General features: G+C 45.7%; 24 protein-coding genes and 1 tRNA gene. 23 read left to right on the plus strand and 2 right to left on the minus strand.

All coding sequences use genetic code 11. The annotated features are described in order from the left end of the window. Window position 1 precedes the first annotated feature (1 nt). The 21 genes from H8R94_RS10700 (at window position 2) to H8R94_RS10800 (ending at window position 20,140) form a co-directional block, all read left to right on the plus strand. Window positions 2-856, plus strand: coding sequence for an NAD(+)/NADH kinase (locus H8R94_RS10700; RefSeq protein ID WP_186854636.1), 855 nt, complete (start codon window positions 2-4; stop codon window positions 854-856). 45 nt (window positions 857-901) lie between these two features. Next, window positions 902-1,363 (plus strand): arginine repressor, encoded by a 462-nt coding sequence (gene argR / locus H8R94_RS10705; protein ID WP_186854637.1) that lies wholly within the window; start codon window positions 902-904, stop codon window positions 1,361-1,363. Between the two features lie 20 nt (window positions 1,364-1,383). Further along, window positions 1,384-3,060 carry a DNA repair protein RecN gene (gene recN, locus H8R94_RS10710; RefSeq protein ID WP_186854638.1) on the plus strand — a complete coding sequence of 559 codons (1,677 nt, stop codon included), beginning with the start codon at window positions 1,384-1,386 and terminating at the stop codon, window positions 3,058-3,060. Between the two features lie 71 nt (window positions 3,061-3,131). Beyond that, entirely contained in the window at window positions 3,132-4,340 is a 1,209-nt protein-coding gene (gene spoIVB / locus H8R94_RS10715) for a SpoIVB peptidase (protein WP_158573073.1), read from the plus strand. Between the two features lie 100 nt (window positions 4,341-4,440). Then, window positions 4,441-5,226 (plus strand): sporulation transcription factor Spo0A, encoded by a 786-nt coding sequence (spo0A, locus tag H8R94_RS10720; RefSeq protein WP_118281992.1) that lies wholly within the window; start codon window positions 4,441-4,443, stop codon window positions 5,224-5,226. A 190-nt stretch (window positions 5,227-5,416) separates the two neighbouring features. After that, window positions 5,417-5,489 (plus strand) — tRNA-Thr (locus tag H8R94_RS10725). Window positions 5,490-5,523: 34 nt separating this feature from the next. Further along, complete coding sequence (locus H8R94_RS10730) at window positions 5,524-6,453, plus strand: DUF5688 family protein (protein ID WP_186854639.1); 930 nt, start codon at window positions 5,524-5,526, stop codon at window positions 6,451-6,453. Between the two features lie 80 nt (window positions 6,454-6,533). Continuing rightward, window positions 6,534-6,851: a hypothetical protein gene (locus tag H8R94_RS10735; protein ID WP_118281990.1), complete on the plus strand. Its 318-nt coding sequence runs from the start codon at window positions 6,534-6,536 to the stop codon at window positions 6,849-6,851. Between the two features lie 3 nt (window positions 6,852-6,854). Beyond that, window positions 6,855-7,490: an epoxyqueuosine reductase QueH gene (locus tag H8R94_RS10740; protein ID WP_186854640.1), complete on the plus strand. Its 636-nt coding sequence runs from the start codon at window positions 6,855-6,857 to the stop codon at window positions 7,488-7,490. Between the two features lie 5 nt (window positions 7,491-7,495). Beyond that, window positions 7,496-8,872, plus strand: a complete 1,377-nt coding sequence (argH, locus tag H8R94_RS10745; protein ID WP_186854641.1) for an argininosuccinate lyase — start codon at window positions 7,496-7,498, stop codon at window positions 8,870-8,872. 145 nt (window positions 8,873-9,017) lie between these two features. Next, complete coding sequence (gene asd / locus H8R94_RS10750; RefSeq protein WP_118281987.1) at window positions 9,018-10,109, plus strand: aspartate-semialdehyde dehydrogenase; 1,092 nt, start codon at window positions 9,018-9,020, stop codon at window positions 10,107-10,109. Window positions 10,110-10,248: 139 nt separating this feature from the next. Then, a complete protein-coding gene (locus H8R94_RS10755) occupies window positions 10,249-11,610 on the plus strand; it encodes an ATP-binding protein (RefSeq protein WP_118535553.1) in 1,362 nt (453 codons plus the stop codon). 4 nt (window positions 11,611-11,614) lie between these two features. Continuing rightward, window positions 11,615-13,699, plus strand: coding sequence for a DNA topoisomerase (locus tag H8R94_RS10760; RefSeq protein WP_186854642.1), 2,085 nt, complete (start codon window positions 11,615-11,617; stop codon window positions 13,697-13,699). Window positions 13,700-13,717: 18 nt separating this feature from the next. Then, window positions 13,718-14,395, plus strand: coding sequence for an LbetaH domain-containing protein (locus H8R94_RS10765; protein WP_118281984.1), 678 nt, complete (start codon window positions 13,718-13,720; stop codon window positions 14,393-14,395). Between the two features lie 141 nt (window positions 14,396-14,536). Then, window positions 14,537-15,238: an iron-sulfur cluster assembly scaffold protein gene (locus tag H8R94_RS10770; RefSeq protein ID WP_118281983.1), complete on the plus strand. Its 702-nt coding sequence runs from the start codon at window positions 14,537-14,539 to the stop codon at window positions 15,236-15,238. 20 nt (window positions 15,239-15,258) lie between these two features. Continuing rightward, window positions 15,259-16,269 (plus strand): GGGtGRT protein, encoded by a 1,011-nt coding sequence (locus H8R94_RS10775; RefSeq protein ID WP_118281982.1) that lies wholly within the window; start codon window positions 15,259-15,261, stop codon window positions 16,267-16,269. A 105-nt stretch (window positions 16,270-16,374) separates the two neighbouring features. Then, window positions 16,375-17,505 carry a DUF362 domain-containing protein gene (locus H8R94_RS10780; RefSeq protein WP_186854643.1) on the plus strand — a complete coding sequence of 377 codons (1,131 nt, stop codon included), beginning with the start codon at window positions 16,375-16,377 and terminating at the stop codon, window positions 17,503-17,505. A 12-nt stretch (window positions 17,506-17,517) separates the two neighbouring features. Then, the gene (locus tag H8R94_RS10785) at window positions 17,518-18,243 is read left to right on the plus strand and encodes a nitroreductase family protein (protein WP_186854644.1); all 726 of its coding nucleotides are present in this window, start codon (window positions 17,518-17,520) and stop codon (window positions 18,241-18,243) included. Window positions 18,244-18,385: 142 nt separating this feature from the next. Beyond that, on the plus strand, window positions 18,386-18,697 hold the full coding sequence (locus H8R94_RS10790; RefSeq protein WP_118281978.1) for a PadR family transcriptional regulator: 312 nt from the start codon (window positions 18,386-18,388) through the stop codon (window positions 18,695-18,697). Window positions 18,698-18,699: 2 nt separating this feature from the next. Then, window positions 18,700-19,662: a DUF2812 domain-containing protein gene (locus tag H8R94_RS10795; protein WP_186854645.1), complete on the plus strand. Its 963-nt coding sequence runs from the start codon at window positions 18,700-18,702 to the stop codon at window positions 19,660-19,662. A 67-nt stretch (window positions 19,663-19,729) separates the two neighbouring features. Next, window positions 19,730-20,140 carry a YhcH/YjgK/YiaL family protein gene (locus H8R94_RS10800; protein ID WP_118281976.1) on the plus strand — a complete coding sequence of 137 codons (411 nt, stop codon included), beginning with the start codon at window positions 19,730-19,732 and terminating at the stop codon, window positions 20,138-20,140. Here the strand turns inward: H8R94_RS10800 and H8R94_RS10805 are convergent, their stop codons facing one another. Both H8R94_RS10805 and H8R94_RS12215 read right to left on the minus strand, forming a co-directional pair. Continuing rightward, a complete protein-coding gene (locus H8R94_RS10805) occupies window positions 20,141-20,485 on the minus strand; it encodes a hypothetical protein (protein WP_243238499.1) in 345 nt (114 codons plus the stop codon). After that, window positions 20,469-20,633: a hypothetical protein gene (locus H8R94_RS12215; RefSeq protein ID WP_243238500.1), complete on the minus strand. Its 165-nt coding sequence runs from the start codon at window positions 20,631-20,633 to the stop codon at window positions 20,469-20,471. Before H8R94_RS12215 ends, H8R94_RS10805 begins: the two co-directional genes overlap by 17 nt. Window positions 20,634-20,775: 142 nt before the next feature. Here H8R94_RS12215 and H8R94_RS10810 point away from each other — a divergent pair, with 142 nt between their 5' ends. Both H8R94_RS10810 and H8R94_RS10815 read left to right on the plus strand, forming a co-directional pair. After that, complete coding sequence (locus H8R94_RS10810) at window positions 20,776-21,519, plus strand: DNA/RNA non-specific endonuclease (protein ID WP_330428897.1); 744 nt, start codon at window positions 20,776-20,778, stop codon at window positions 21,517-21,519. Window positions 21,520-21,615: 96 nt separating this feature from the next. Beyond that, window positions 21,616-22,485, plus strand: coding sequence for a YitT family protein (locus H8R94_RS10815; RefSeq protein WP_118281975.1), 870 nt, complete (start codon window positions 21,616-21,618; stop codon window positions 22,483-22,485). The last annotated feature ends 3 nt before the right edge of the window (window positions 22,486-22,488 follow it).

Consider the following 22,488-nt stretch of genomic DNA (forward strand, 5'->3'; position numbering starts at 1 on the left):
CATGAAACATTTTTTTGTTGTAGCAAGAGAAGATAAAAAAGAAATCTTAGAATTTGTGCAGAAACTGACGGATTATATCGAAAAAAGGGGCGGAACCTGCTCCTATGGGATCAATCCGGATGATGCATTAGAAGCAGAACTGGATTTGCCGGAGGACACACAGGGAATCTTAGTTGCCGGCGGTGACGGTACGGTGATCCGGGCTGCACAGAATATTTTTGGAAAAAATATCCCAATGATCGGGATCAACCGCGGGCATCTGGGCTATCTGTGTGATCTGGATGATGCATCGGTCTATGATGCCATCGATGCCATGATGGCAGGTGATTACAGTATTGAAGAACGGATGATGTTGTCCGGGCATATGGTAGATGCCCAGGGCAATGCGGGCAAAGAGATCCAGGCACTCAATGATATTGTGCTTTGTTCGAGTGCAGGCCTGCAGGTCATGCATGTTGTCGTTTATGTCAATGGGCAGTATCTTTATGCCTATAATTGTGATGGGGTAATCTTTGCGACACCGACCGGATCAACGGCATACAATCTTTCCGCCAATGGTCCGATCGTCAATCCTATGACCAATCTCATCCTTCTGACACCGATCAATCCGCATACCCTAAATGCCAGAAGTATCGTTCTGGATCCCTATGATGAATTGGTGATCGAGATCGAGTCGCGCAGGGAAGATGGGACAGAGGAAGCCGAGATCAGTTTTGACGGCAATCACAAGAGATTATTGCATCCGGGAGAAAAACTCGTTGTACATCGGGCAAAGGAGACCACAAAGATGATTCATTTGCGGGATGTGAGTTTTTTGGATCGCATCCGTACCAAGTTACAGGCGGATGACGATTGATGGAGTATAGATAGAGTTGTTTGATACAGTATAAGAGGTAAGGACATGAAAGCAGAACGTCAGGCAAAGATCTTGGATCTGATCGTAAAAAAGGAGATTGGCACGCAGGAAGAATTGACCATGGAATTGGAACGTGCCGGATTTGTGGCAACACAAGCCACGGTTTCCCGAGATATTCGAGAGATGAAACTGACAAAGGTAGCCATGAGCGATGGAAAACTACGCTATGTGGCATATCGTAAGACCGAAGAGAAGATGGCGGAAAAATATATCCGCATTTTCCGGGATGGGTATGTGTCTATGGACAACGCACAGAACATTCTTGTCATCAAGACCGTTTCCGGGATGGCGATGGCAGTGGCAGCAGCACTCGATCATATGGAATTGCCGGAGATCGTGGGAAGTATCGCCGGGGATGATACGATCATGTGCGCGGTCCGCAGTATAGACGATACCATTGTGATCATGAGTAGATTAAGGAAACTAGTTGAGAATAAAAATGCTTAAGAAGAGTGAAAGGAGCAAGTATGCTTGAAAATTTACACGTCAAAAACCTTGCACTCATCGAGGAGGAGGACATCACCTTCTTGGACGGACTGCATATCCTGTCCGGAGAGACCGGTGCCGGAAAGTCCATTATTTTAGGGGCGCTTGGTCTGGCACTTGGTGGAAAGGTGTCAAAAGACATGTTGCGGGATCCCGGAAAGGAAGCCTTGGTCGAGGCTGTCTTTCGCATCACCAGGGACTCGCAGAGAAAGCAGTTGGCAGAACTGGATATCGAGCCTTATGATGATGAGGTCATCCTCAGCCGTAAGATCACGGAGAGCCGCAGTGTGGCAAAGATCAATGGCGAGATGGTACCGGCGATCAGGATGAAAGAGGTGGGGGATATCTTTTTGGATATCCATGGGCAGAATGACCATCAATCCCTGCTCCACAAAAAAAAGCATCTGGAAATGTTGGATGAGTATGCCAAAAATGAAGTAGGACCGCTCAAAGAGCGTATGCAGACAGCCTACAAGACCTATGCCGCAAAGCAGCAGGAATGGAAGGAAGCCAACCAGTTGGATGGCGACAGGGAGCGCGAGATCTCATTCTTAGAGTATGAGATCAAAGAGATCACAGAGGCAAATTTGGAGATCGGAGAAGATGCGCGCTTTGAAAATCAGTATCGCAGATTATCCAACAGCAAACGGATCATGGAGGCACTTTCCGAGGCATACCAGCAGACCAGCGGCAGTGATGGGGCATCGGAACAGGTAGGAAGGGCTGTGCAGCGTCTGCATCAGATCCTGTCTTATGATGAAGCCTTAGAGCCTATGTTTGAAAGTTTAAATGACATCGACAGCCTGCTTGCTGATTTCAACCGTGATCTGTCACAGTATATGGCTGAGGCAGAGTTTGACGAGGAAATGTTTGCCCAGATCGACGGCAGACTCAATGAGATCAACCGCCTCAAGGACAAATATGGCGCGACCATTGAGGATATTCTGGCGGCAAAGCAGGAAAAGGAAGACCGCTTGGAAAAACTCATGCATCACGAAGCCTATCTTGCTAAGTTGACGCAGGCTTTAAATGACGCCAAAAAAGAAGCAGAGGATGCGGCATTTGCCCTGTCCGGTATGCGCAAACGCTATGCTAAGGAACTCTCCGGCAAGGTAGAAGAAGCCCTGATGGATCTGAATTTTCTGGATGTGCATTTTTCCATGGAATTTTTGCAGACAGATCATATCGGCGCAGACGGTTATGACGATGCACAGTTTATGATCCGTACCAATCCGGGAGAGCCGATCCGTCCGCTCAAGGATATAGCATCCGGTGGTGAGATGTCGCGTATCATGTTAGCAATCAAGACGGTACTGGCAGAGCATGATGATATTGATACTTTGATCTTTGATGAGATCGATGCCGGAATCAGTGGTCGTACAGCGCAGGCAGTATCGGAGAAACTCCATCTGGTCGCAAAGGAACATCAGGTCATTTGCATCACGCATCTGCCACAGATCGCAGCCATGGCAGATCATCATTATCTGATCCAGAAGGATGTGGTAGGCAATGAGACCATATCTTCGATCGAGGCACTTTCTTATCATGACAGCATCAAGGAACTGGCGCGTATGCTTGGCGGAACGACCATCACGCAGACGGTCTTAGACAATGCCAAGGAGATGAAAGATCTGGCACAAGGCAAGAAAGATGTTTAAAATAAGGCAAAACTAACATACTAAAGGAAGGACAAATGTCCTTCCTTTTCTTTTTCATGGAGGTTTTGCTTATGTTTGCATGGTATCAGAAAAATCGCAAAAAAACAGCCATAGCCTACGGCATTGTATATGTCATAGCCTGCTATTTTATGCTTTTATCCTATATTCCCAAAGAGGTTGTTTTGCAAAAAGCCAGTGATAAGATCTCACTGGCGGCACCTATTCGTGTGCAGGAAGCTCATACAGAAGAGACCGTGCAGACGGAGCGTGGAAGCGATGCCAAGGGCATACAAAAGACCTATACCTGTAAACTGTTTGGTCTAATCCCGATCGCGACCATGAGCGGGACCGTTGTCGGAGATCAGTCCGTGGATGCTGTGGGAAGACCGGTCGGTATTTATCTGCAGACTCAGGGCATCTATGTTGCCGGTTTAAAAGAGATCCAGACTGTATCCGGAGAAAAAGTATCTCCCTGTGCTTATATTTTGCAGGAGGGAGACTACATTACGGGGCGGGATGGAAAAGAACTTTCAGACAAGGAGGACTTGCAGGAGGCGGTAGAAGCGTCAAAAGGGCAGGCCATGGTCCTGTCCGTCGTAAGACATGGGGAAGAAATGGAAGTCAAAGTCCAGCCGCAGGAAACGGAGGATGGCTCATATAAGTTAGGCATTTGGGTCAAAGATGATGTGGCAGGGGTAGGAACCCTGACCTATGTCAAGGAGGATGGCTCTTTTGGGGCGCTGGGACATGGTATCAGCGCGACATCGGGAAGTCAGGCGCTTAGTATGAAAGAGGGCTATCTGTATGAGACCAGCATTACCGGGATCACGCCCAGCAGCATCGGTTCGCCGGGGGAGATCTCAGGTCTGATCCATTATGGCAGTGCGGCGCGGCTGGGAGAGATCACGCGCAATTCCAATGTGGGCATTTATGGCAAGATGAATGGGACGGCAAAGACGGCATATGCGGGAAACTCCTATGCGGTTGCTTATAAACAGGAGATCAAGCGGGAGGGGGCGACCATCCTGTTTGGCGAAGGCGATGCGGTGGAGGCTTATCAGATCATGATCGACCAGATCGATTATGAACCAAAGGAAAAGAATAAATCTTTTGTCTTTCATGTGACGGATGAAAAACTCATCGACCAGATGGGCGGGATCGTTCAGGGCATGAGTGGATCGCCCATCATTCAGGAAGGCAGGATCATTGGCGCAGTAACGCACGTTTTTATCAATGATCCTACAAAAGGATACGGCATTTTCATTGAGGAAATGCTATAGGATTTGTAAATATCATTTTTCGCGACTACTTTCGACAGCATACATACAAAATATGCTGAATAATGAGGAACGTAGATTTTGAAGAAAGTAGGAGGATGGTATGGACAAACTCAATGTGGCAATCGCAGACGATAATGATCTGATGCGTCAGTTGCTAGACACCATCGTACAGTCGGATGAAGAACTTTCAGTAGTTGGAACAGCAAAAGATGGGGAAGAAGCGTATCAGATGATCAAGGAGAAAGAGCCGGATGTGGTACTGCTTGATATCGTGATGCCAAAGATGGACGGACTGGGGGTCCTGGATAAAGTACAGCGGGATACGAGTATTAAAAAGACACCGAACTTTATCATGGTAAGTGCCGTCAACCAGCCACAGGTCACAGAGGATGCCTTTGCTCTTGGGGCAGATTATTTTATCATGAAGCCTTTTGATAAAGATACGATCATTCAGCGGATCAAAAAGACAAGAAGAACCCGTGCCTTTGTAGAGCCCGGTTTTTATCAGAAAAAGACGAAGGAGCATACCGAGGCTGCCTTAGAAGCAGATGTGACAAATATCATTCATGAGATCGGGGTACCGGCACATATCAAAGGTTACCAGTACTTAAGGGATGCGATCGTCATGTCCGTACAGGATATTGAGATGCTCAATTCCATTACGAAAGTCTTGTATCCGACGATCGCAAAGAAATATGATACGACCACGAGTCGTGTGGAACGTGCCATCCGGCATGCGATTGAAGTGGCATGGAGCAGGGGCAGGATGGATACTATTGATGCACTGTTTGGATACACTATCAATCATGGCAAGGGCAAGCCGACCAATTCGGAATTTATCGCCCTGATCACAGATAAGATTCGCTTGGACTACAAATTACGCTAGGCAGGAGGGACGTTCCTTTTGCCATGAGGAGCGTTCCTTTTGGACTTGGGACTGGCACAGACCAGCATCCTGTGCCCTGTCCGCCTGCTGGTCTGTGCCAGTCCCAAGTCCAAAGGAACGCATCTTCGATTTGCAAAAAGATAAAAAAATCGTTGCCAAAACAGAAAACTTTCGATATAATAATTTCGTTGCTCCGATAGCTCAGTTGGTAGAGCACTTCACTCGTAATGAAGGGGTCGTCAGTTCGAGTCTGATTCGGAGCTTTTTCCATTTGCGCATGTCTGAATCGGAGGGTTTATGACATACGAAATATTTAAAAAGGAATTGATTTCCTTACTTGAGGAGCGGATTGACGCGGATCAGGAGATTGATGTGCGCCCTGTTCTCAAGAACAACGATCTATGGTTAGACGGACTGAGCATCCTTCAGTCATCTGTCAACATTTCCCCAACCATTTATTTACATACGTGTTATGAGATTTTTCAAGAGGGATCGTCCCTAACAGAAATCGCAGACCGCATACTTTCCAGTTTTTCTGAGTATCGCCTGAAAGAGGATGTGGATCTATCTTTTTTCACGGATTTTTCCAAAGTGCGGGAAAATATTATCTACAAACTGGTCAATATGGAAAAGAACAAAGAACTTTTGGCAGAAGTGCCGTTTGTTCCCTATTTGGATCTAGCAGTGGTATTTTGCTATTATATTTTGGCGGATGAGACCTTCCCTGAGCAAATGACAAGGAGTAATGCGTCTATCCTGATCCGAAATGATATGTTAGATATCTGGCATATCACGCCGAAAGAACTCTTATCTTATGCCCGCCGCAACACGCCAAAATTGCTTGCACCAAAGATGCATTCCTTTTCGGGACTGGTGGATTCTATGCTGGAAGCAGCAGGGCAGAGTCTGCCGGAAATTGAAGACATGGAAGATCTGGCAGATTTTCAGATGTATGTGCTGACCAATGCCAACCAGTATTTTGGGGCGGCAGTCATGTTGTATCCGCAGATCATGCAAAAATGTGCGAAAGTGACAGAAAGCGATTTTGTTATCTTGCCGAGCAGTGTGCATGAGTTGATCTTGCTGCCTTATCAAAATCGCTTTGATCTGGAGGAAATGTCTGCCCTGGTACGTCAGGTCAATGCTACCTGTGTGATGCCGGAAGAAGTCCTTTCTGACCATGTGTATTATTATGACCATGTCAACAATCGCGTCAGTTATTCCTGATGAGAAAAGGTGGTAGTTGTTTCTTCTTTTAAAACTTGCTATAATGGGCTAAGTGAAAAGAACAGGAGAGGACACTTAAAATGACAAAAGCAATCAAAGTATTTAAAAATAAACCAATCATACCACTTGGAATTTTTCTGGCGGTGACCGTAGTATTGATCGTCGTGAGTTTTGCGGTATTAAATATTCCCATTGTGGCAATCTGTTCGATCGCCATTTTGGAAGTGCTGCTCAGCGCACTTTTAAACCGGATCCCGCTCTGGGTACATGGGCTCCTTGTGATCGCACAGATCGCGGCAGGATTTATCTTTGGCAGAGCCGTTTTTATGGTACTCATGGCAATCGTATATGTACTGGCAGTGGCATTTTTATATCTTTGGACATCTGAGGAAGCATAGTACATGAAGCAGAATTATCAACGTCTTTTGGATCAAACGATTCTTCAGTTGCAGGAGCAGGGCAGGGTGCCGAGACTTCTTTTGCACGCCTGCTGTGCGCCCTGCAGTTCTTATGTCTTGGAGTATCTGTCTGCTTATTTTTTGATCACCGTATTCTATTACAATCCCAATATTTACCCGGATGAAGAATATAACAAACGTGTGGCAGAACAAAAGGCTTTTATCGAACGTTTTCCGGCAAAGCATCCGATCTCTTTTGTGGAGGGAGACTTTGACAAAGAGCGTTTTTATGAAGTGACCAAGGGACTGGAGAAGGAGCCGGAGGGTGGAAAGCGGTGCCAGCAGTGTTTTCGTCTTCGGTTGGAAGAGACGGCGAAACTGGCAAAAGAAATGCAGATGGACTATTTTACGACGACACTTTCCATCAGTCCCATGAAAAATGCCCAGATGCTCAATGAAATCGGCGGAGCACTGGCAAAAGACTATGGCATTTCGTATTTGTATTCGGATTTTAAGAAACGCGAGGGCTATAAGCGCAGCGTAGAATTATCAAAAGAGTATGGCATGTATCGGCAGGATTACTGTGGATGTGTGTTTTCATATCGTAGCAGACAGCAGGAAAAAGAGGAAAGGAATTAAGTATTATGGCACAGTTATGGGGGGGACGATTCACCAAGGCAACCGATCAGTTAGTATATGATTTCAACGCTTCCATCGGATTCGACCAGCGGTTTTTTTCGGAAGACATCATGGGCAGCAAGGCGCACGTCAAGATGCTTGCAAAACAGGGCATCCTTACGGAAGAGGAAAGGGATGAGATCTTAGTCGGACTGGAAGGCATCGAAAAAGATGTGGCAGACGGCAAACTTGCCATCACATCCGAATACGAGGATATTCATAGTTTTGTGGAGGCAAATCTGATCGACCGTATCGGTGATCCGGGCAAGAAACTGCATACCGGACGCAGCAGAAACGATCAGGTGGCATTGGATATGCGCCTTTATACCAGAAGTCAGGTAGAACATACCAAGGATCTGCTCCATCATCTGCTTGAGACAATTCTTTCCATTATGGAAGATAACACAGAGACGATCATGCCGGGCTTTACCCATTTGCAAAAGGCACAGCCAATCACGCTTGCGCATCATATGGGGGCCTATTTTGAAATGTTTAAGCGTGATGTTTTGCGCTTGTCCGATATATACGAGCGCATGAATTATTGTCCTTTGGGCTCCGGCGCATTGGCAGGCACGACATATCCATTGGATCGTGATTATACTGCAGAACTGCTGGGATTTTACGGACCGACCGTCAACAGTATGGATGGTGTCAGCGACAGGGATTATCTGATCGAATACCTGAGTGCCATGTCTACCATCATGATGCATCTGAGCCGTTTTTCCGAAGAAGTCATCATTTGGAATTCCAATGAATACCGTTTTATTGAGATCGACGATGCCTATAGTACCGGAAGCAGTATCATGCCGCAGAAAAAGAACCCTGATATCGCGGAACTTGTGCGTGGTAAGACCGGGCGTGTCTATGGGGCGCTGATGGGACTGCTTACGACCATGAAGGGCATTCCGCTTGCCTATAATAAGGATATGCAGGAAGATAAAGAAATGGCATTTGATGCGATGGATACGGTCAATGGCTGCATCCAACTCTTTGATGGCATGTTAGAGACCATGACTTTCCGCAAAGACGTCATGGAAAAGAGCGCCAGACATGGCTTTACCAATGCGACCGATGCCGCAGATTATCTGGTAGGCAAGGGCGTACCGTTCCGGGATGCGCATGGCATTATCGGACGTGTGGTTCTCTATTGCATTGATAAGGGTATCGCGATCGATGATATGTCATTGGAGGAATTAAAAGAGTTCTCGGATGTCTTTGAAGAGGACATTTATGATGCCATTTCCATGTACACTTGTGTCAACAAGCGTCTGACGACGGGAGCACCGGGCAAGGAAGCAATGGAAACAGCCATTGCGTCTTACAAGGAATTTCTGAAAAAATAACCAAAAGAAATAAGGAAAAAGGCAGGCATTTGTGGAATTTGTGTAAAATTGGAAAAGTGCTTGCTTTTTTTTATGGAATAACGTAACATATTTTCCTAGAAAGACAGTTGTCTGCGCAGAGCGGACATGTGAGAAGGAGAGCATCATGAGCGAAAAATTAAAAGTTGGTATTTTAGGTGGAACAGGTATGGTCGGACAGAGATTTATCTCTCTGCTGGAAAATCATCCATGGTTTGAGGTAACTACGATCGCAGCCAGCCCAAGAAGTGCAGGCAAGCGGTATGAGGATGCTGTGGGTGGACGTTGGAAAATGGACACACCAATGCCGGAAGCCGTAAAAGATATAGTGGTAAAGAATGTCAATGAAGTAGAAGATGTGGCAGCGGAGGTGGATTTTGTATTCTCTGCGGTTGACATGACAAAGGATGAGATCAAGGCGATCGAGGAAGCATATGCTAAGACTGAGACACCGGTCGTTTCCAATAACAGTGCACACAGATGGACACCGGATGTACCTATGGTTGTACCGGAGATTAACCCGGAACATATGCATGTGATCGAATATCAGAAGAAGAGACTGGGAACCAAGAGAGGATTTGTGGCAGTAAAGCCAAACTGCTCGATCCAGTCTTACGCACCGGTACTTACCGCATGGAAAGAGTTTGAGCCGTATGAAGTGGTAGCGACAACTTATCAGGCAATTTCCGGTGCAGGAAAGACCTTTAAGGATTGGCCGGAGATGGAAGGAAATATCATTCCATACATCGGTGGTGAAGAAGAAAAGAGTGAAAAAGAGCCACTCCGTATCTGGGGCTATGTGGATGAAGAAAAGGGCGAGATCGTACCGGCAACCAGCCCGGTCATCACTTGCCAGTGTATCCGTGTTCCGGTATTAAATGGTCATACCGCAGCCGTATTTGTGAAGTTTAAGAAAAATCCTACCAAAGAGCAGTTGATCGAGGCGTTGGAGAAATTCTCCGGACTGCCACAGGAGTTAAACCTTCCGAGTGCGCCAAAGCAGTTTATCCGTTACATGGAAGAGGATAACCGCCCACAGGTCACATTGGATGTCAACTATGAAAATGGTATGGGTATCAATGTGGGACGTTTGCGTGAGGACACGGTATATGACTGGAAGTTCGTTGGACTTTCTCATAATACAGTCCGCGGTGCAGCAGGCGGCGCAGTTCTTTGTGCAGAACTTTTAAAGGCACAGGGATATATCGCAAAGAAATAGATCATGTGGATCGGGACGAAGTTCTTAGGGCTTCGTCCTTTTTTTCTTGTCAATTTTCTCCTGCAAAGATATAATAGAAATTGCGACTTGTTAAATGCAGATTTATGTATTTGAGATAAAAAGAAATGGGGAAACATAGATGATCACACGAGCCACAGAGTATAAGAAATTAGAAGAATTATATAAAAAGAGCGGCAACCAGTTGTATATTTTGTATGGCAGGAGCGGTTGCGGTATGGAACTGCTCTTACAACTCTTTGCAAGGGATAAAAAGTGCTTTTATTATCATGCCAGAAATGCCTCTGCCGAGGAACAACTGCACCAGATGCAAAGGGAAATTGAAAAACAGTACGAGGTCAATCTGACCCGCGATTCCTATGATGAGTGCTTTAACCGCGTTAAGAGTGGGGATGCGTCCAAACTGGTTCTTATGATCGATGCTTTTGACCGCATTGTAAAAAAAGATCCGCATTTTATGGAAAGCATCTTAAAATTAAAGGCGCGTAGGCTTTATCCGGGACCGGTCATGATCCTGCTCTGTCATTCGTCCTTAGCGTGGGCGCATAAGGATATGGCAACTTGTCTGGGGGATGCCATGGCGAAGGTCGATGAGGTCATGAAGTTGGATGATATGAGTTTTCTGGATGTCGTTCGTGCCTTCCCGGAGTATTCGGTGGCACAGTGTGTTGAGACTTATGGTATCATCGGCGGCGTGCCGGATTATCTCAACCGCTGGAATGGGAAAAAGAGCATCAAGGAAAATATCTGCAATAATATCCTGCGGCCGCATGGCTATCTGTTTTCGGAGGCAGAGGATTTCATTGGAAGCGAACTGCGGGAGTTGTCTGTCTATGACACGATCTTGGCATCGATCGCATCCGGACATGAAAAATTAAATGATCTTTTTATGGATACCGGCTATTCGCGGGCAAAGATCAGTGTGTATATGAAAAATCTGGCGGCTTTTGATGTTGTTGAAAAAGTGGTTTCCTTCGAGACCGGCGGCTGGGATAACTCCAAGAAAGGGGTTTATCACATTCGCAATCATTTTGTGAATTTCTGGTTCACTTTTATCTATCCGCATTTGTCAGATCTTTATGTCATGAGTGCGGAAGCATTTTATGAAACTTATATTGAAAAGGAATTGGATACCTATCTGCAGCAGTATTTTGTCAGTGTCTGTACAGAATACCTGCAACTGTTAAACCATGTGGGACAGGTGCCGATCAAACTTGTAAAAATGGGAACCTGGGTAGGAAAAGAGGGATCCATTGATATTATCGGGCAAAATGCGCAGCGGGAAAATGTAGTTGGCATCTGCAGCTGGACAGAGGATGAATTTTCCTATGGAAGATACGAAAAACTTTTGGTGCAGATGAAAAAGGCAAAGATTTCTGCAAATGTGATCTATCTCTTCTCTGCCAAGAAATTTGATGCAGAGATCGAAAAACTGGCAGCAGAACATGCAGAGATCGTGCTGGTAGATATGACGGAGTTATAATTTTATGGGTAAATCCTTATTTATCGCAGAGAAACCGAGCGTTGCACAGCAGTTTGGTGCGGCTTTGGGTGAAAATCTGAGCAGACGTGACGGTTATCTGGAGGGAGAGCATATGGTCATTACCTGGTGCGTCGGACACCTGGTGACTATGAGTTATCCCGATGTTTATGATGAAAAATACAAAAAATGGCGTTTGGAGACACTTCCTTTTTTACCGACGGAGTTCAAATACGAGGTCATATCTTCAAGTGCCAAGCAGTATGGTATTGTTACCAGCCTGATGAAGCGGGACGATGTGGATACCATCTATGTCTGTACGGACTCGGGACGTGAGGGAGAATACATATATCGTCTGGTGGAACAGATGTCTGGCGTGACCGGCAAGGTCAGAAAGCGTGTCTGGATTGATTCGCAGACAGAGGAGGAAATCCTGCGTGGGGTCAAGGAGGCAAAAGATCTTTCGGAATATGACAATTTGTCCGATGCAGCCTATCTGCGCGCCAAAGAAGATTATCTGATGGGAATCAATTTTTCACGCTTGCTCTCGATCCGCTATGGCAATTCCATGGCAAATTTTTTGAATGAAAAATATTGTGTGGTGTCGGTCGGACGTGTCATGACCTGTGTTCTTGGCATGATCGTGCGCCGGGAAAGAGAAATCCGCAATTTTGAAAAGACACCATTTTACCGCGTGCTGGCGGGGGTCGATGTGGCAGGTGCTAATCTTTCCATGGAGTGGAAAGCGGTCGTGGGATCGCGCTATGAGAATTCGCCTTTGCTTTACAAGGAAAATGGCTTTAAAGAGATGGCGAGTGCCGTCAAACTGATCGAGGAGACCTTGGAGATGGAGCCCGGCAGTGCGGTTTTAGATGAAGAACGGCGCATCATGGGACAGGCAAAGGGAAGCATCGAGAAGATCGAAAAGAAGAAAGAAAAGAAAAAGCCGCCGCTTTTATACAACTTAGCGGAATTGCAGAATGACTGTTCCAAGTTCTTTAAGATCAGCCCGGACGAGACACTTGCGGTCGTGCAGGAACTCTATGAAAAGAAATTGGTTACCTATCCGCGAACGGATGCCAGAGTCTTATCGACGGCTGTGGCAAAGGAGATCCACAAGAATATCCGTGGACTTTTAGGCATTCCGGGTGTCCGGGACTACGCGCAGACCATCCTGGATCAGGAGATGTATAAGGGGCTTGCCAAGACACGTTATGTCAATGACAAGCAGATCACCGACCACTATGCCATCATTCCGACCGGACAGGGCTTGTCTGCCTTAAAGGGATTAAATAGCAGGGCGGTTTATATTTATGAGACGATCGTGCGTCGTTTTCTGGCGATCTTTTATCCGCCGGCAGAATATGAAAAGTTAAATTTTACTATAAAAAGTGGAAGTGAATACTTCTTTGCATCCGAGAAATATTTAAAAGAGCCGGGCTATCTTAGCCTGATGGAATATTCTTTCCGCAAGAAAAAAACTGCCACGGCGGATGCCAAGGAGGCAGCAGCGGTGGATAATGGCTCGGAGGAAAACGAGGGCGAAGAGGACGAGAATTTAAACATCAATATGGCGGAAGTCCTTGCCCAGATCAAAAAGGGCGATGAGGTTGGGATCGGCAGCATGCAGATCAAGGAAGGCGAGACTTCACCGCCAAAGCGCTACAATTCCGGTGCTATGATCCTTGCCATGGAAAATGCCGGGCAACTGATAGAGGATGAGGAATTGCGTTCCCAGATCAAGGGAAGCGGTATCGGAACCTCTGCAACGCGTGCAGAGATCCTAAAGAAACTGGTAAATAACAAGTATATTGCCCTAAATAAAAAGACCCAGATCTACACCCCGACCTTACAGGGAGAAATGATCTTTGACGTCGTGAATGCTTCGATCCCGTCACTTTTAAATCCGGAGTTGACGGCAAGTTGGGAAAAGGGGCTGACCTACGTGGCAGACGGTGAGATCACGGCAGATGAATATATGGTAAAATTAGAGAATTTTATCAAACAAAAGACAGCACGTGTGCTGGCAAATAACAATCAATATGCCATGCAGGGTATGTACCGTGCAGCAGCACAATATTATAAAAAATAGAAAAGGATGGAAAAGAAAATGGAACATTGCAAAGTAAAAAACATGTATGACCTGACACAGACATTGGCAGCACCATTGCTTGAAACCGTGGATTATCCATGGGAGGCATTGCCAAAAATAGGAGAGTTCATTAAAGAAATCGGACCAAAGCTTGACCCGGAAGTTTTTGAACGGCGTGGAGAAAATATCTGGATTGCAAAATCGGTATCCATTGCAGCAACAGCTACATTAAATGGTCCGCTCATCATTGATGAAGACACCGAAGTACGTCCGGGCGCATTTATCCGTGGCAATGTTATTGTTGGTAAGAACTGTGTTGTAGGGAATTCAACAGAATTGAAAAATGTGATTCTGTTTAATGTTGTTCAGGTACCACATTATAATTATGTTGGAGATTCCGTACTTGGTTTCCATTCACATATGGGGGCTGGTTCCATTACCTCTAATGTTAAGAGTGATAAGACACTTGTGGTTGTAAAAGACCGCTATGAAAGCAAGGAAGAGATTGCGACAGGCCTTAAAAAATTCGGTGCAATGCTTGGCGATTATGTAGAAGTTGGATGTAACAGTGTATTAAATCCAGGTACGGTGGTATGCTCACATTCTAATATTTATCCAGTATCTTGTGTACGTGGAGTCATCCCGGCAAACTCCATTTTTAAAGATAAAGACCACGTGGTAAAAAAAGAAGCGTAGGAAAGCGCAAGGAAAGAGAAAAAGGTCTAGACGAACCGCAGAAAATGTGAGAAAATAAGCAGAGTGTGTTAGTTATTTTTTTAACTAAGCAAGGCATAGCCATATGATGCATGCTTTATGTATTATGAAAGGAGTCTTATAATGATTTACACAAAGGAAGTTGAAAACATGTGTCCTGTTGCAAAGGGCGCAAAACATGAACCAGCTCCAATTCCTGAAGAAGGAAAATGGGTGCATTCTAAGAAGATTGAAGATATTTCAGGCTTTACACATGGTGTGGGCTGGTGTGCTCCTCAGCAGGGCGCATGTAAGTTGTCTTTGAATGTTAAGAACGGTGTTATTGAAGAAGCATTGGTAGAGACAATCGGATGTTCTGGTATGACACATTCCGCAGCAATGGCAGCAGAGATCTTGCAGGGCAAGACAATTCTTGAAGCATTAAACACAGACCTTGTTTGTGATGCTATCAATACAGCAATGAGAGAGTTATTCTTACAGATCGTTTACGGACGTACACAGTCTGCATTCTCTGATGATGGACTTGCTATCGGTGCCGGACTTGAAGACTTAGGAAAGGGTCTTCGTTCCCAGGTTGGTACTATGTACGCAACCAAGGCAAAGGGTGTTCGTTATCTGGAAATGGCAGAAGGCTATGTTACAGGTATTGCTCTTGATGCTGACGACGAAGTTATCGGTTACCAGTTCGTTTCCCTTGGAAAGATGACAGACTTCATCAAAAAGGGTGATGACGCAAATACTGCTTGGGAAAAGGCTTCCGGTTCTTACGGACGTGTTACACCAGAGCAGGGCGCTGTTAAGATCATCGACCCAAGAGTAGAGTAGTAGAAAGGAGACGTAAGAAGATGGCTTTATTTGAATCATATGAAAGAAGAATTGACCAGATCAATGCTGTTTTAAATAGTTATGGTATCAGCTCTATCGAAGAAGCTGAGAAGATCACAAAGGATGCTGGACTTGATGTATATGAGCAGGTTAAGAAGATCCAGCCGATCTGTTTTGAAAATGCATGCTGGGCATACACAGTAGGTGCAGCGATCGCAATCAAGAAGGGATGCCGTAGAGCCGCTGATGCAGCAGCTGCAATCGGTGAAGGACTTCAGGCATTCTGTATCCCTGGTTCTGTAGCAGATCACCGTAAGGTAGGTCTTGGACATGGTAACCTTGGAAAGATGTTATTAGAGGAAGAGACAGAGTGCTTCTGCTTCTTAGCAGGACATGAGTCATTTGCAGCAGCAGAAGGTGCGATCGGTATCGCTGAGAAGGCAAACAAGGTTCGTCAGAAACCTCTGCGTGTTATCTTAAATGGTCTTGGAAAAGATGCTGCACAGATCATTTCCCGTATCAACGGATTTACTTACGTTGAGACAAAGTATGACTACAAGGAAGCAAAACTTAATGTAGTATATGAAAAGGCATACTCAGATGGACTTCGTGCATCTGTTAAGTGTTATGGTGCTGATGATGTTCAGGAAGGTGTTGCGATCATGCACTTTGAGAACGTTGGTGTATCTATCACAGGTAACTCAACCAACCCAACACGTTTCCAGCATCCGGTAGCAGGTACATACAAGAAAGAGTGTATCGAGCAGGGTAAAAAGTACTTCTCAGTAGCATCAGGCGGTGGTACAGGACGTACACTTCATCCGGACAACATGGCAGCAGGTCCTGCTTCTTATGGTATGACAGATACTTTAGGACGTATGCATTCTGATGCACAGTTCGCAGGTTCTTCTTCTGTTCCGGCTCACGTTGAGATGATGGGACTGATCGGTATGGGTAACAACCCAATGGTAGGTGCTACCGTTGCTGTTGCTGTATCCGTTCAAGAGGCTGCTGACGCTGGCAAGTTCTAAAAATAGACAATAATATCCCGGTCTGGGATCATGGGATCCCCGTGCTATTTGGCACGGGGATTTTATAGTACATATAAGTATTTAAGAGAAAGAAAAGGGAAGATCATGGGAGAATCAAAAGTATATTTCACATCTTTTAAAACGACAGAACATGAAAACCTGATCCAGAAACTGCATCGTCTTATGAAGCAGGCTGGATTTGAAAACATTGATTTTAATGAAAAATATGCTGCCATCAAGATCCATTTTGGAGAATATGGAAATCTTGCATTTCTTCGTCCAAATTATGCCAAGGTGGTTGCAGATTATGTCAAGGAACTCGGCGGAAAGGCATTTCTTACGGATTGCAATACCCTTTATGTCGGCAGCAGAAAGAATGCGCTGGATCATCTGGATACAGCCTATGTCAACGGATTTTCGCCCTTACAGACAGGCTGCCATGTGATCATTGGTGATGGCTTAAAGGGAACGGACGAGACGATTGTTCCAATCGATGGGGAATATGTAAAGGAAGCCAAGATCGGACATGCCATTATGGATGCAGATGTCTTTATTTCTCTGACACACTTTAAGGGACACGAGACGGCAGGTTTTGGCGGTGCGATCAAAAATATCGGTATGGGCTGCGGATCAAGAGCCGGTAAGATGGAACAGCACTGTGAGGGCAAGCCGAGTGCAGATAAGGATCTGTGTGTGGGCTGTGGTGCCTGCAGCCGTATCTGTGCACATGGTGCGCCGGTCATAGCAAACGGCAAGGCGACGATCGATCATGATAAGTGTGTGGGCTGTGGCAGATGTCTGGCAGTTTGTCCAAAGGATGCCATCACGGCGGATTTTGCAGATTCGATCGCAATGCTCAATTATAAGATGGCAGAGTATGCCTATGCCGTATGTAAGGACAGACCGTGCTTCCATGTGTCATTGATCTGTGATGTTTCACCGAACTGCGATTGCCATGCAGAAAATGATATTCCAATTATTCCGAATATCGGAATGCTTGCATCTTTTGACCCGGTAGCATTAGACCAGGCATGTGCTGACCTTTGCAATAAAATGCCTGCGATGTCAGGAAGTCTGTTAGATGAAAATGAAAAGAATTTACCAGAAGAAGAGCATGCACATTGTGGACACGATCATTTTAAGATGACGCACCCGGATACTGAGTGGGAGTCCTGTCTGGATCATGCAGAGAAGATGGGGCTTGGTACGAGAGCCTATGAATTGGTGCAGGTGTAAAGGGGCAAAAAGATGAATGAGATCATAAAAAGCCTTTATGACAGAAAGTCTGTACGTGTGTTTGAGGACAGACCGATCCCGGCAGACATGAAAAAGACGATCTTAGAGACGGCGGCGCAGGCACCTTCTGCCGGATGTCAGCAGTTATATACGATCATTGATGTGACGGATCAGGCGATCAAGGATACGCTGGCAGATTTTTGTGACCATCAGCCTTTTATCGCAAAGGCAGATATGGTGGAGGTATTTTGTGCAGATTGTAAGAAATGGTATGATGCCTATATAGAGGCAGGCTGCAGCCCAAGACATCCCGGTGTGGGAGATCTCATGCTTGCGGTCACGGATGCGACGATCGCAGCGCAAAATACGGTCGTGGCGGCAGAAAGTCTTGGCATTGGATCTTGCTATATCGGTGACATCATAGAAAATCAGGAAGACGTCGCAAAACTTTTGCATTTGCCGGACTATGTATTTCCAGCAGCCATGTTGGTCTACGGATGGCCGACCGACCAGCAAAAGATGCGCAAGAAACCAGAACGCTGCCCACAGGAATACATTGTGCATGAAAACACGTATCACAGTATGGATGGAGCAGAACTGCGTGGTATGTTGGCACACCATTGTAAGCAAAGATCTTTTGAAGATTGGTGCGCAGCATTCTGCGAGCGCAAATACAATTCAGACTTTTCTAAGGAAATGACAAGGTCAGTGGAAGTATATTTAAAGCAATATCATTAAAAGAAGAAAGTACAGTGAAAGGCAGGAAGAAATTCCTGCCTTTTTGTATGGGCACAGAAACTCCTTGACACATATATCGCACTGCGATACAATATGATATATCGAAGTGCGATATATATTCTGGAATATAAGAGGTTTTATCATGGATGCGCATATCAAAAAAGTATACGTGCCAATGACGGAGACAGGTTTTTACATTTTACTGTGTTTACAGGAACCCAACCATGGTTATGGCATTGTGCAAAAGGTAAAAACTATGACGGGTGGTGACATTGTATTGGCACCGGGAACCATGTATGGCAGTCTGTCAAAGATGGAAAAGGACGGACTGATCTCTTTTGTGCGAGAGGAGGACAAGCGGAAAATATACGAGATCACGGCACTCGGCAGGGAAGTGCTGGAAACCGAAAAGAAACGAATTGATCGATTGTACCGGAATATGAAGGAGATGTAGCTATGAAAGATAAGAAGATCACTTTTAAGTATTTTTCCATTGCAGAATATGAAAAAGAAGAAGCATATTTGCGCAAAATGCATCAGCAAGGCTGGAAACTGGTAAAGATATCACTCCGTTATCTCTATGTCCGTGCCTATATTTTTGAAAAGTGTCAGCCGGAGGATGTGATCTACCGCACCGACTATGATCAGACCGGTGGAGACGCCTATATACAGATGTTTGCGGACTGCGGCTGGGAATATTTGTTTGATTTTGATGAGAGTTCTTATTTTCGGAAGAAAAAAGAGGATATCGCAGAGGATGAAGATATTTTTTGTGACGATGCATCCCGGCTTGCCATGGTACGGCGTGTCTTTAAGGCAAGATATATCCCTTATCTTACCCTTTGCGTATCAGATATTATTTTTTGGATCGGCTTGGATTCACTGATCTACATGGGATCCGGAAAAAGCGGACTCATCATCACCACGATACTTTGGATAACCATTCTGCTGGCGCTCTTATACTTAGGAGTATTGACAATGCAGTTTTATAAATGTGAAAAGAAACTGGCAGAGGAAACAGAGGCGGCAGAAGGCGTTAAGTACAAATATATAGGATTGGCGGTACTTTGGGTAGCGCTGGCTCTGGTGACCGGTATTCTGATCCTATATGCCAATCGTTCCGATTATTCGGTCACAGACCGGGACAATGGTTTTTCCATAGAGAGCAAACGGATGAATACGGAACTGGAACGCGAGTATGAGGCGCAAAAAGGGGATCAGATCGCAATCGGGCATGATATTGATGATGGTTATATTGAGATCACGATCGAGGATAGCGAGGGTCAAGTCCTTGCAAGTCAATCTTATGAAGATTGGAGTGAGGATATCCAGACCATAGTGGTTCCTAAGGATGGCAGGTATCGCATTATTTGTAAGGGAAGACATGCGAGAGGCAGCATTCAGGTAAACCTGGAGTAGCAATTTTGCATACAGATAGAAAAAGTGCTAGAGTAGAGGATAGGATTTTTGACAAAGGAGAATACAAATGACTTTAGAGGAAGCAGTAGCATATTTAAAAGAAGAGGACTTAGCCACTATGGCAGTCGGCACATATGAAGTGGATGGAGATTTCTACTTTATGATCCAGGAGTATGAGACCAAGGAAGCGGCAGATTGTCGTCTGGAAACCCACAAGAACTATACGGATATTCAGTGGATCATTTCCGGCGAGGAAGCCATTGATACGGTAAATGTGGCAGGGCTTACTGTAGAGGAAGCCTATGACGCAGACCGTGACGTGGCATTTTGGCAGGAACCTGCAGAAATGTGCCATATGGTATTATCTTCCGGTTCCTACGCGATCCTGCCACCGAGCATCGCACATAAACCTGGCATGCGTGCAGGAAGTCAGGCATCCCCGGTCAAAAAATGTGTGGGAAAGGTGCGCGTTCACTAATTACCAGACTTCGCCCGGGTACTTTAGATTCCAGTCTTTACGGACCTTTGTCATGATATCCATGACATCTTTAGTCTGGGCAAGGCGCATGATGCTGTCATTCCCGGAAAGGATGGCATCTTCCATATCCTCCATTTCATAATAGAGGGCATTTGCCGCTTGACCGGCGCAGATCTCGCGTCTGTCGCCCGCTGCGGCATCGACGATAGAGGCTTTATCGGCTCGTGGGTATTCCATGATCTCGATATAGCCTTTTTCTAAACTGATCATGGTGCGTTTTGGCTGCTTGGAATGCATGGATAAGGCTACGGTAGCCATCTGCCCCAGATCATTTTGTAAAAGCATGGTCGCCTGCTCGTCGGAGCCGGTTGGGGAAGGCAAGGGCTTTTTCCTGTGTGCGGTTGGCGACACCGTAGAGTTTTTTGTCCATTTTTTGCAGTGCCTGTGCCATTTCATTAGCGATCACGCCGGTACCGATCACTGCCCAGTTCAATTCTTTCTTTATTGGAAATCAACCTCCTTTTTGCATCTTCGCGCTTATTAAATCACAAAATAAAAGGGGATGCAAGGCAGAGGAAAAATGCGCTATAATAGACGGGCATAAAAAGAATAAAATACATGACAAGGAAAAGATGATGAGCAGATATAAAAAACTAAAAAGAAATAAGATGACAGCAACCGCTATGGCGATCGTGGCACTTTTGATCGGCATGAATCTGGGACGCATGGGGCAGGATACCACGGACCAGAAACTCCCGAACGGCATTACGACAGAAGTAGGTGCGGAAGAACTAAGTGACATACCGGACTATAGTGGAGCCCCCTATGTAGTCTTAGGGGACAATGTGCCGGATTTTACAGAGGAGGAAAAGAAGACCACTGAGGCATTTACCTACTATGGAGATCTAGACGATCTGGGAAGATGTACACTGACCTTTGCCAATGTCTGTCCCCAGACCCAGCCGACAGAGAAGCGCGGGGAGATCGGACAGGTACGGCCGAGTGGCTGGCATACGGTCAAATATAACGATCTGATCGACGGCAATTATCTGTATAACCGCTGCCATCTGATCGGCTATCAACTGACCGGAGAAAATGCCAATGAAAAAAATCTCATTACAGGTACGCGTTATCTGAATGTGGAGGGCATGCTGCCTTTTGAGGATATGGTAGACGCGTATGTGGATGAGACCGGAAACCATGTTTTGTACCGGGTAAGGCCGATCTTTTCGGGAGACGATCTTGTGGCGCGGGGCGTGCACATGGAAGCATGGTCGGTAGAAGATGCAGGACAGGGCATCTGCTTTGATGTCTTTTGCTATAATGTGCAGCCGGGCATTGTCATTGATTATGTGACAGGCGACAGTCAAAGAGAGTAAGCATAGGTTGAGACAAGGGGCATTTTTTGGTACAATAAAGCATATTTTAGTTTTTATGAAGTCTTGTAAACGCCGTTTGAAATGAGAGGAGACTAGATGAAAAAAGACGTATTACAACCCAAAAACTTTGTTATGCTAACGATCGCAGGTTTGATCAACGCCTTTGGCGTGACCTGTTTTTTGTACCCGGTCAATCTGTATGACTCTGGGATCTCAGGGACTTCCATGTTGCTGGCGCAGGTGACACCGGGCTATCTGTCCCTGTCGGTATTTCTTTTGCTCTTAAACTTCCCTTTGTTTTTATATGGTTACAAAAAAATGGGCATATCCTTTACCCTCTATTCGGTCTATGCCGTTTTTGTCTATTCTATGGGAACCTGGATCATCACGGATATCCTGCCGGTGGATGTGACGATCGCCTCGCCTTTGGCAGAGCAGGATCTTTTGCTCTGTGCCATCTTTGGCGGACTGATCTCCGGTATCGGCAGTGGTCTGACCATACGCTACGGCGGTGCCATCGATGGCGTGGAGATCTTAGCCATCCTTTTTTCAAAAAAACTTGGCATTACGGTGGGAACTTTTGTTATGGGCTACAATGTTATTTTGTATGTGTTTGCGGGCATTGTCATGGGCAGTTGGATCCTGCCGCTTTACTCGATCATCACATATGCGATCGCGCTCAAGGCAGTGGACTTTGTTGCGGAAGGTCTGGATAAGGCGAAATCCGTCATGATCATCACCAACCATCCCGACAATATCTGCGAGGCACTTTCTTCTGAATTTGGTAACGGGATCACGCTTCTGGGAGCCAAGGGCTACTATTCGGATAAGGATAAGACCATGATCTATTTTGTTGTCAACCGTTTCCAGATCAATAAAGTGAGACAGATCGTGCAGGAACAGGATCGGCATGCCTATGTGACGATCACGGAGGTATCGGACGTACTGACGCATGAGGAGGCGTAAGAG

The sequence above is a fragment of the Roseburia lenta genome, assembly GCF_014287435.1.
GTDB classification, from domain to species: domain Bacteria; phylum Bacillota; class Clostridia; order Lachnospirales; family Lachnospiraceae; genus Pararoseburia; species Pararoseburia lenta.

Excerpts from the sequence above, each read along its gene's own strand:
- H8R94_RS10805 (WP_243238499.1), bottom strand. The coding sequence starts at position 20,485 with ATGCTTTTACAAAATGATCTGGGGCAGATGGCTACCGTAGCCTTATCC.
- argR (WP_186854637.1), top strand. The coding sequence starts at position 902 with ATGAAAGCAGAACGTCAGGCAAAGATCTTGGATCTGATCGTAAAAAAG.
- H8R94_RS10810 (WP_330428897.1), top strand. The coding sequence starts at position 20,776 with ATGAGCAGATATAAAAAACTAAAAAGAAATAAGATGACAGCAACCGCT.
- recN (WP_186854638.1), top strand. The coding sequence starts at position 1,384 with ATGCTTGAAAATTTACACGTCAAAAACCTTGCACTCATCGAGGAGGAG.
- argH (WP_186854641.1), top strand. The coding sequence starts at position 7,496 with ATGGCACAGTTATGGGGGGGACGATTCACCAAGGCAACCGATCAGTTA.
- asd (WP_118281987.1), top strand. The coding sequence starts at position 9,018 with ATGAGCGAAAAATTAAAAGTTGGTATTTTAGGTGGAACAGGTATGGTC.
- H8R94_RS10785 (WP_186854644.1), top strand. The coding sequence starts at position 17,518 with ATGAATGAGATCATAAAAAGCCTTTATGACAGAAAGTCTGTACGTGTG.
- H8R94_RS10775 (WP_118281982.1), top strand. The coding sequence starts at position 15,259 with ATGGCTTTATTTGAATCATATGAAAGAAGAATTGACCAGATCAATGCT.
- H8R94_RS10735 (WP_118281990.1), top strand. The coding sequence starts at position 6,534 with ATGACAAAAGCAATCAAAGTATTTAAAAATAAACCAATCATACCACTT.
- H8R94_RS10740 (WP_186854640.1), top strand. The coding sequence starts at position 6,855 with ATGAAGCAGAATTATCAACGTCTTTTGGATCAAACGATTCTTCAGTTG.
- H8R94_RS10755 (WP_118535553.1), top strand. The coding sequence starts at position 10,249 with ATGATCACACGAGCCACAGAGTATAAGAAATTAGAAGAATTATATAAA.
- H8R94_RS10790 (WP_118281978.1), top strand. The coding sequence starts at position 18,386 with ATGGATGCGCATATCAAAAAAGTATACGTGCCAATGACGGAGACAGGT.
- H8R94_RS10700 (WP_186854636.1), top strand. The coding sequence starts at position 2 with ATGAAACATTTTTTTGTTGTAGCAAGAGAAGATAAAAAAGAAATCTTA.
- H8R94_RS10770 (WP_118281983.1), top strand. The coding sequence starts at position 14,537 with ATGATTTACACAAAGGAAGTTGAAAACATGTGTCCTGTTGCAAAGGGC.
- spo0A (WP_118281992.1), top strand. The coding sequence starts at position 4,441 with ATGGACAAACTCAATGTGGCAATCGCAGACGATAATGATCTGATGCGT.
- H8R94_RS10800 (WP_118281976.1), top strand. The coding sequence starts at position 19,730 with ATGACTTTAGAGGAAGCAGTAGCATATTTAAAAGAAGAGGACTTAGCC.
- H8R94_RS10765 (WP_118281984.1), top strand. The coding sequence starts at position 13,718 with ATGGAACATTGCAAAGTAAAAAACATGTATGACCTGACACAGACATTG.
- spoIVB (WP_158573073.1), top strand. The coding sequence starts at position 3,132 with ATGTTTGCATGGTATCAGAAAAATCGCAAAAAAACAGCCATAGCCTAC.
- H8R94_RS10815 (WP_118281975.1), top strand. The coding sequence starts at position 21,616 with ATGAAAAAAGACGTATTACAACCCAAAAACTTTGTTATGCTAACGATC.
- H8R94_RS10795 (WP_186854645.1), top strand. The coding sequence starts at position 18,700 with ATGAAAGATAAGAAGATCACTTTTAAGTATTTTTCCATTGCAGAATAT.
- H8R94_RS10780 (WP_186854643.1), top strand. The coding sequence starts at position 16,375 with ATGGGAGAATCAAAAGTATATTTCACATCTTTTAAAACGACAGAACAT.
- H8R94_RS10760 (WP_186854642.1), top strand. The coding sequence starts at position 11,615 with ATGGGTAAATCCTTATTTATCGCAGAGAAACCGAGCGTTGCACAGCAG.
- H8R94_RS10730 (WP_186854639.1), top strand. The coding sequence starts at position 5,524 with ATGACATACGAAATATTTAAAAAGGAATTGATTTCCTTACTTGAGGAG.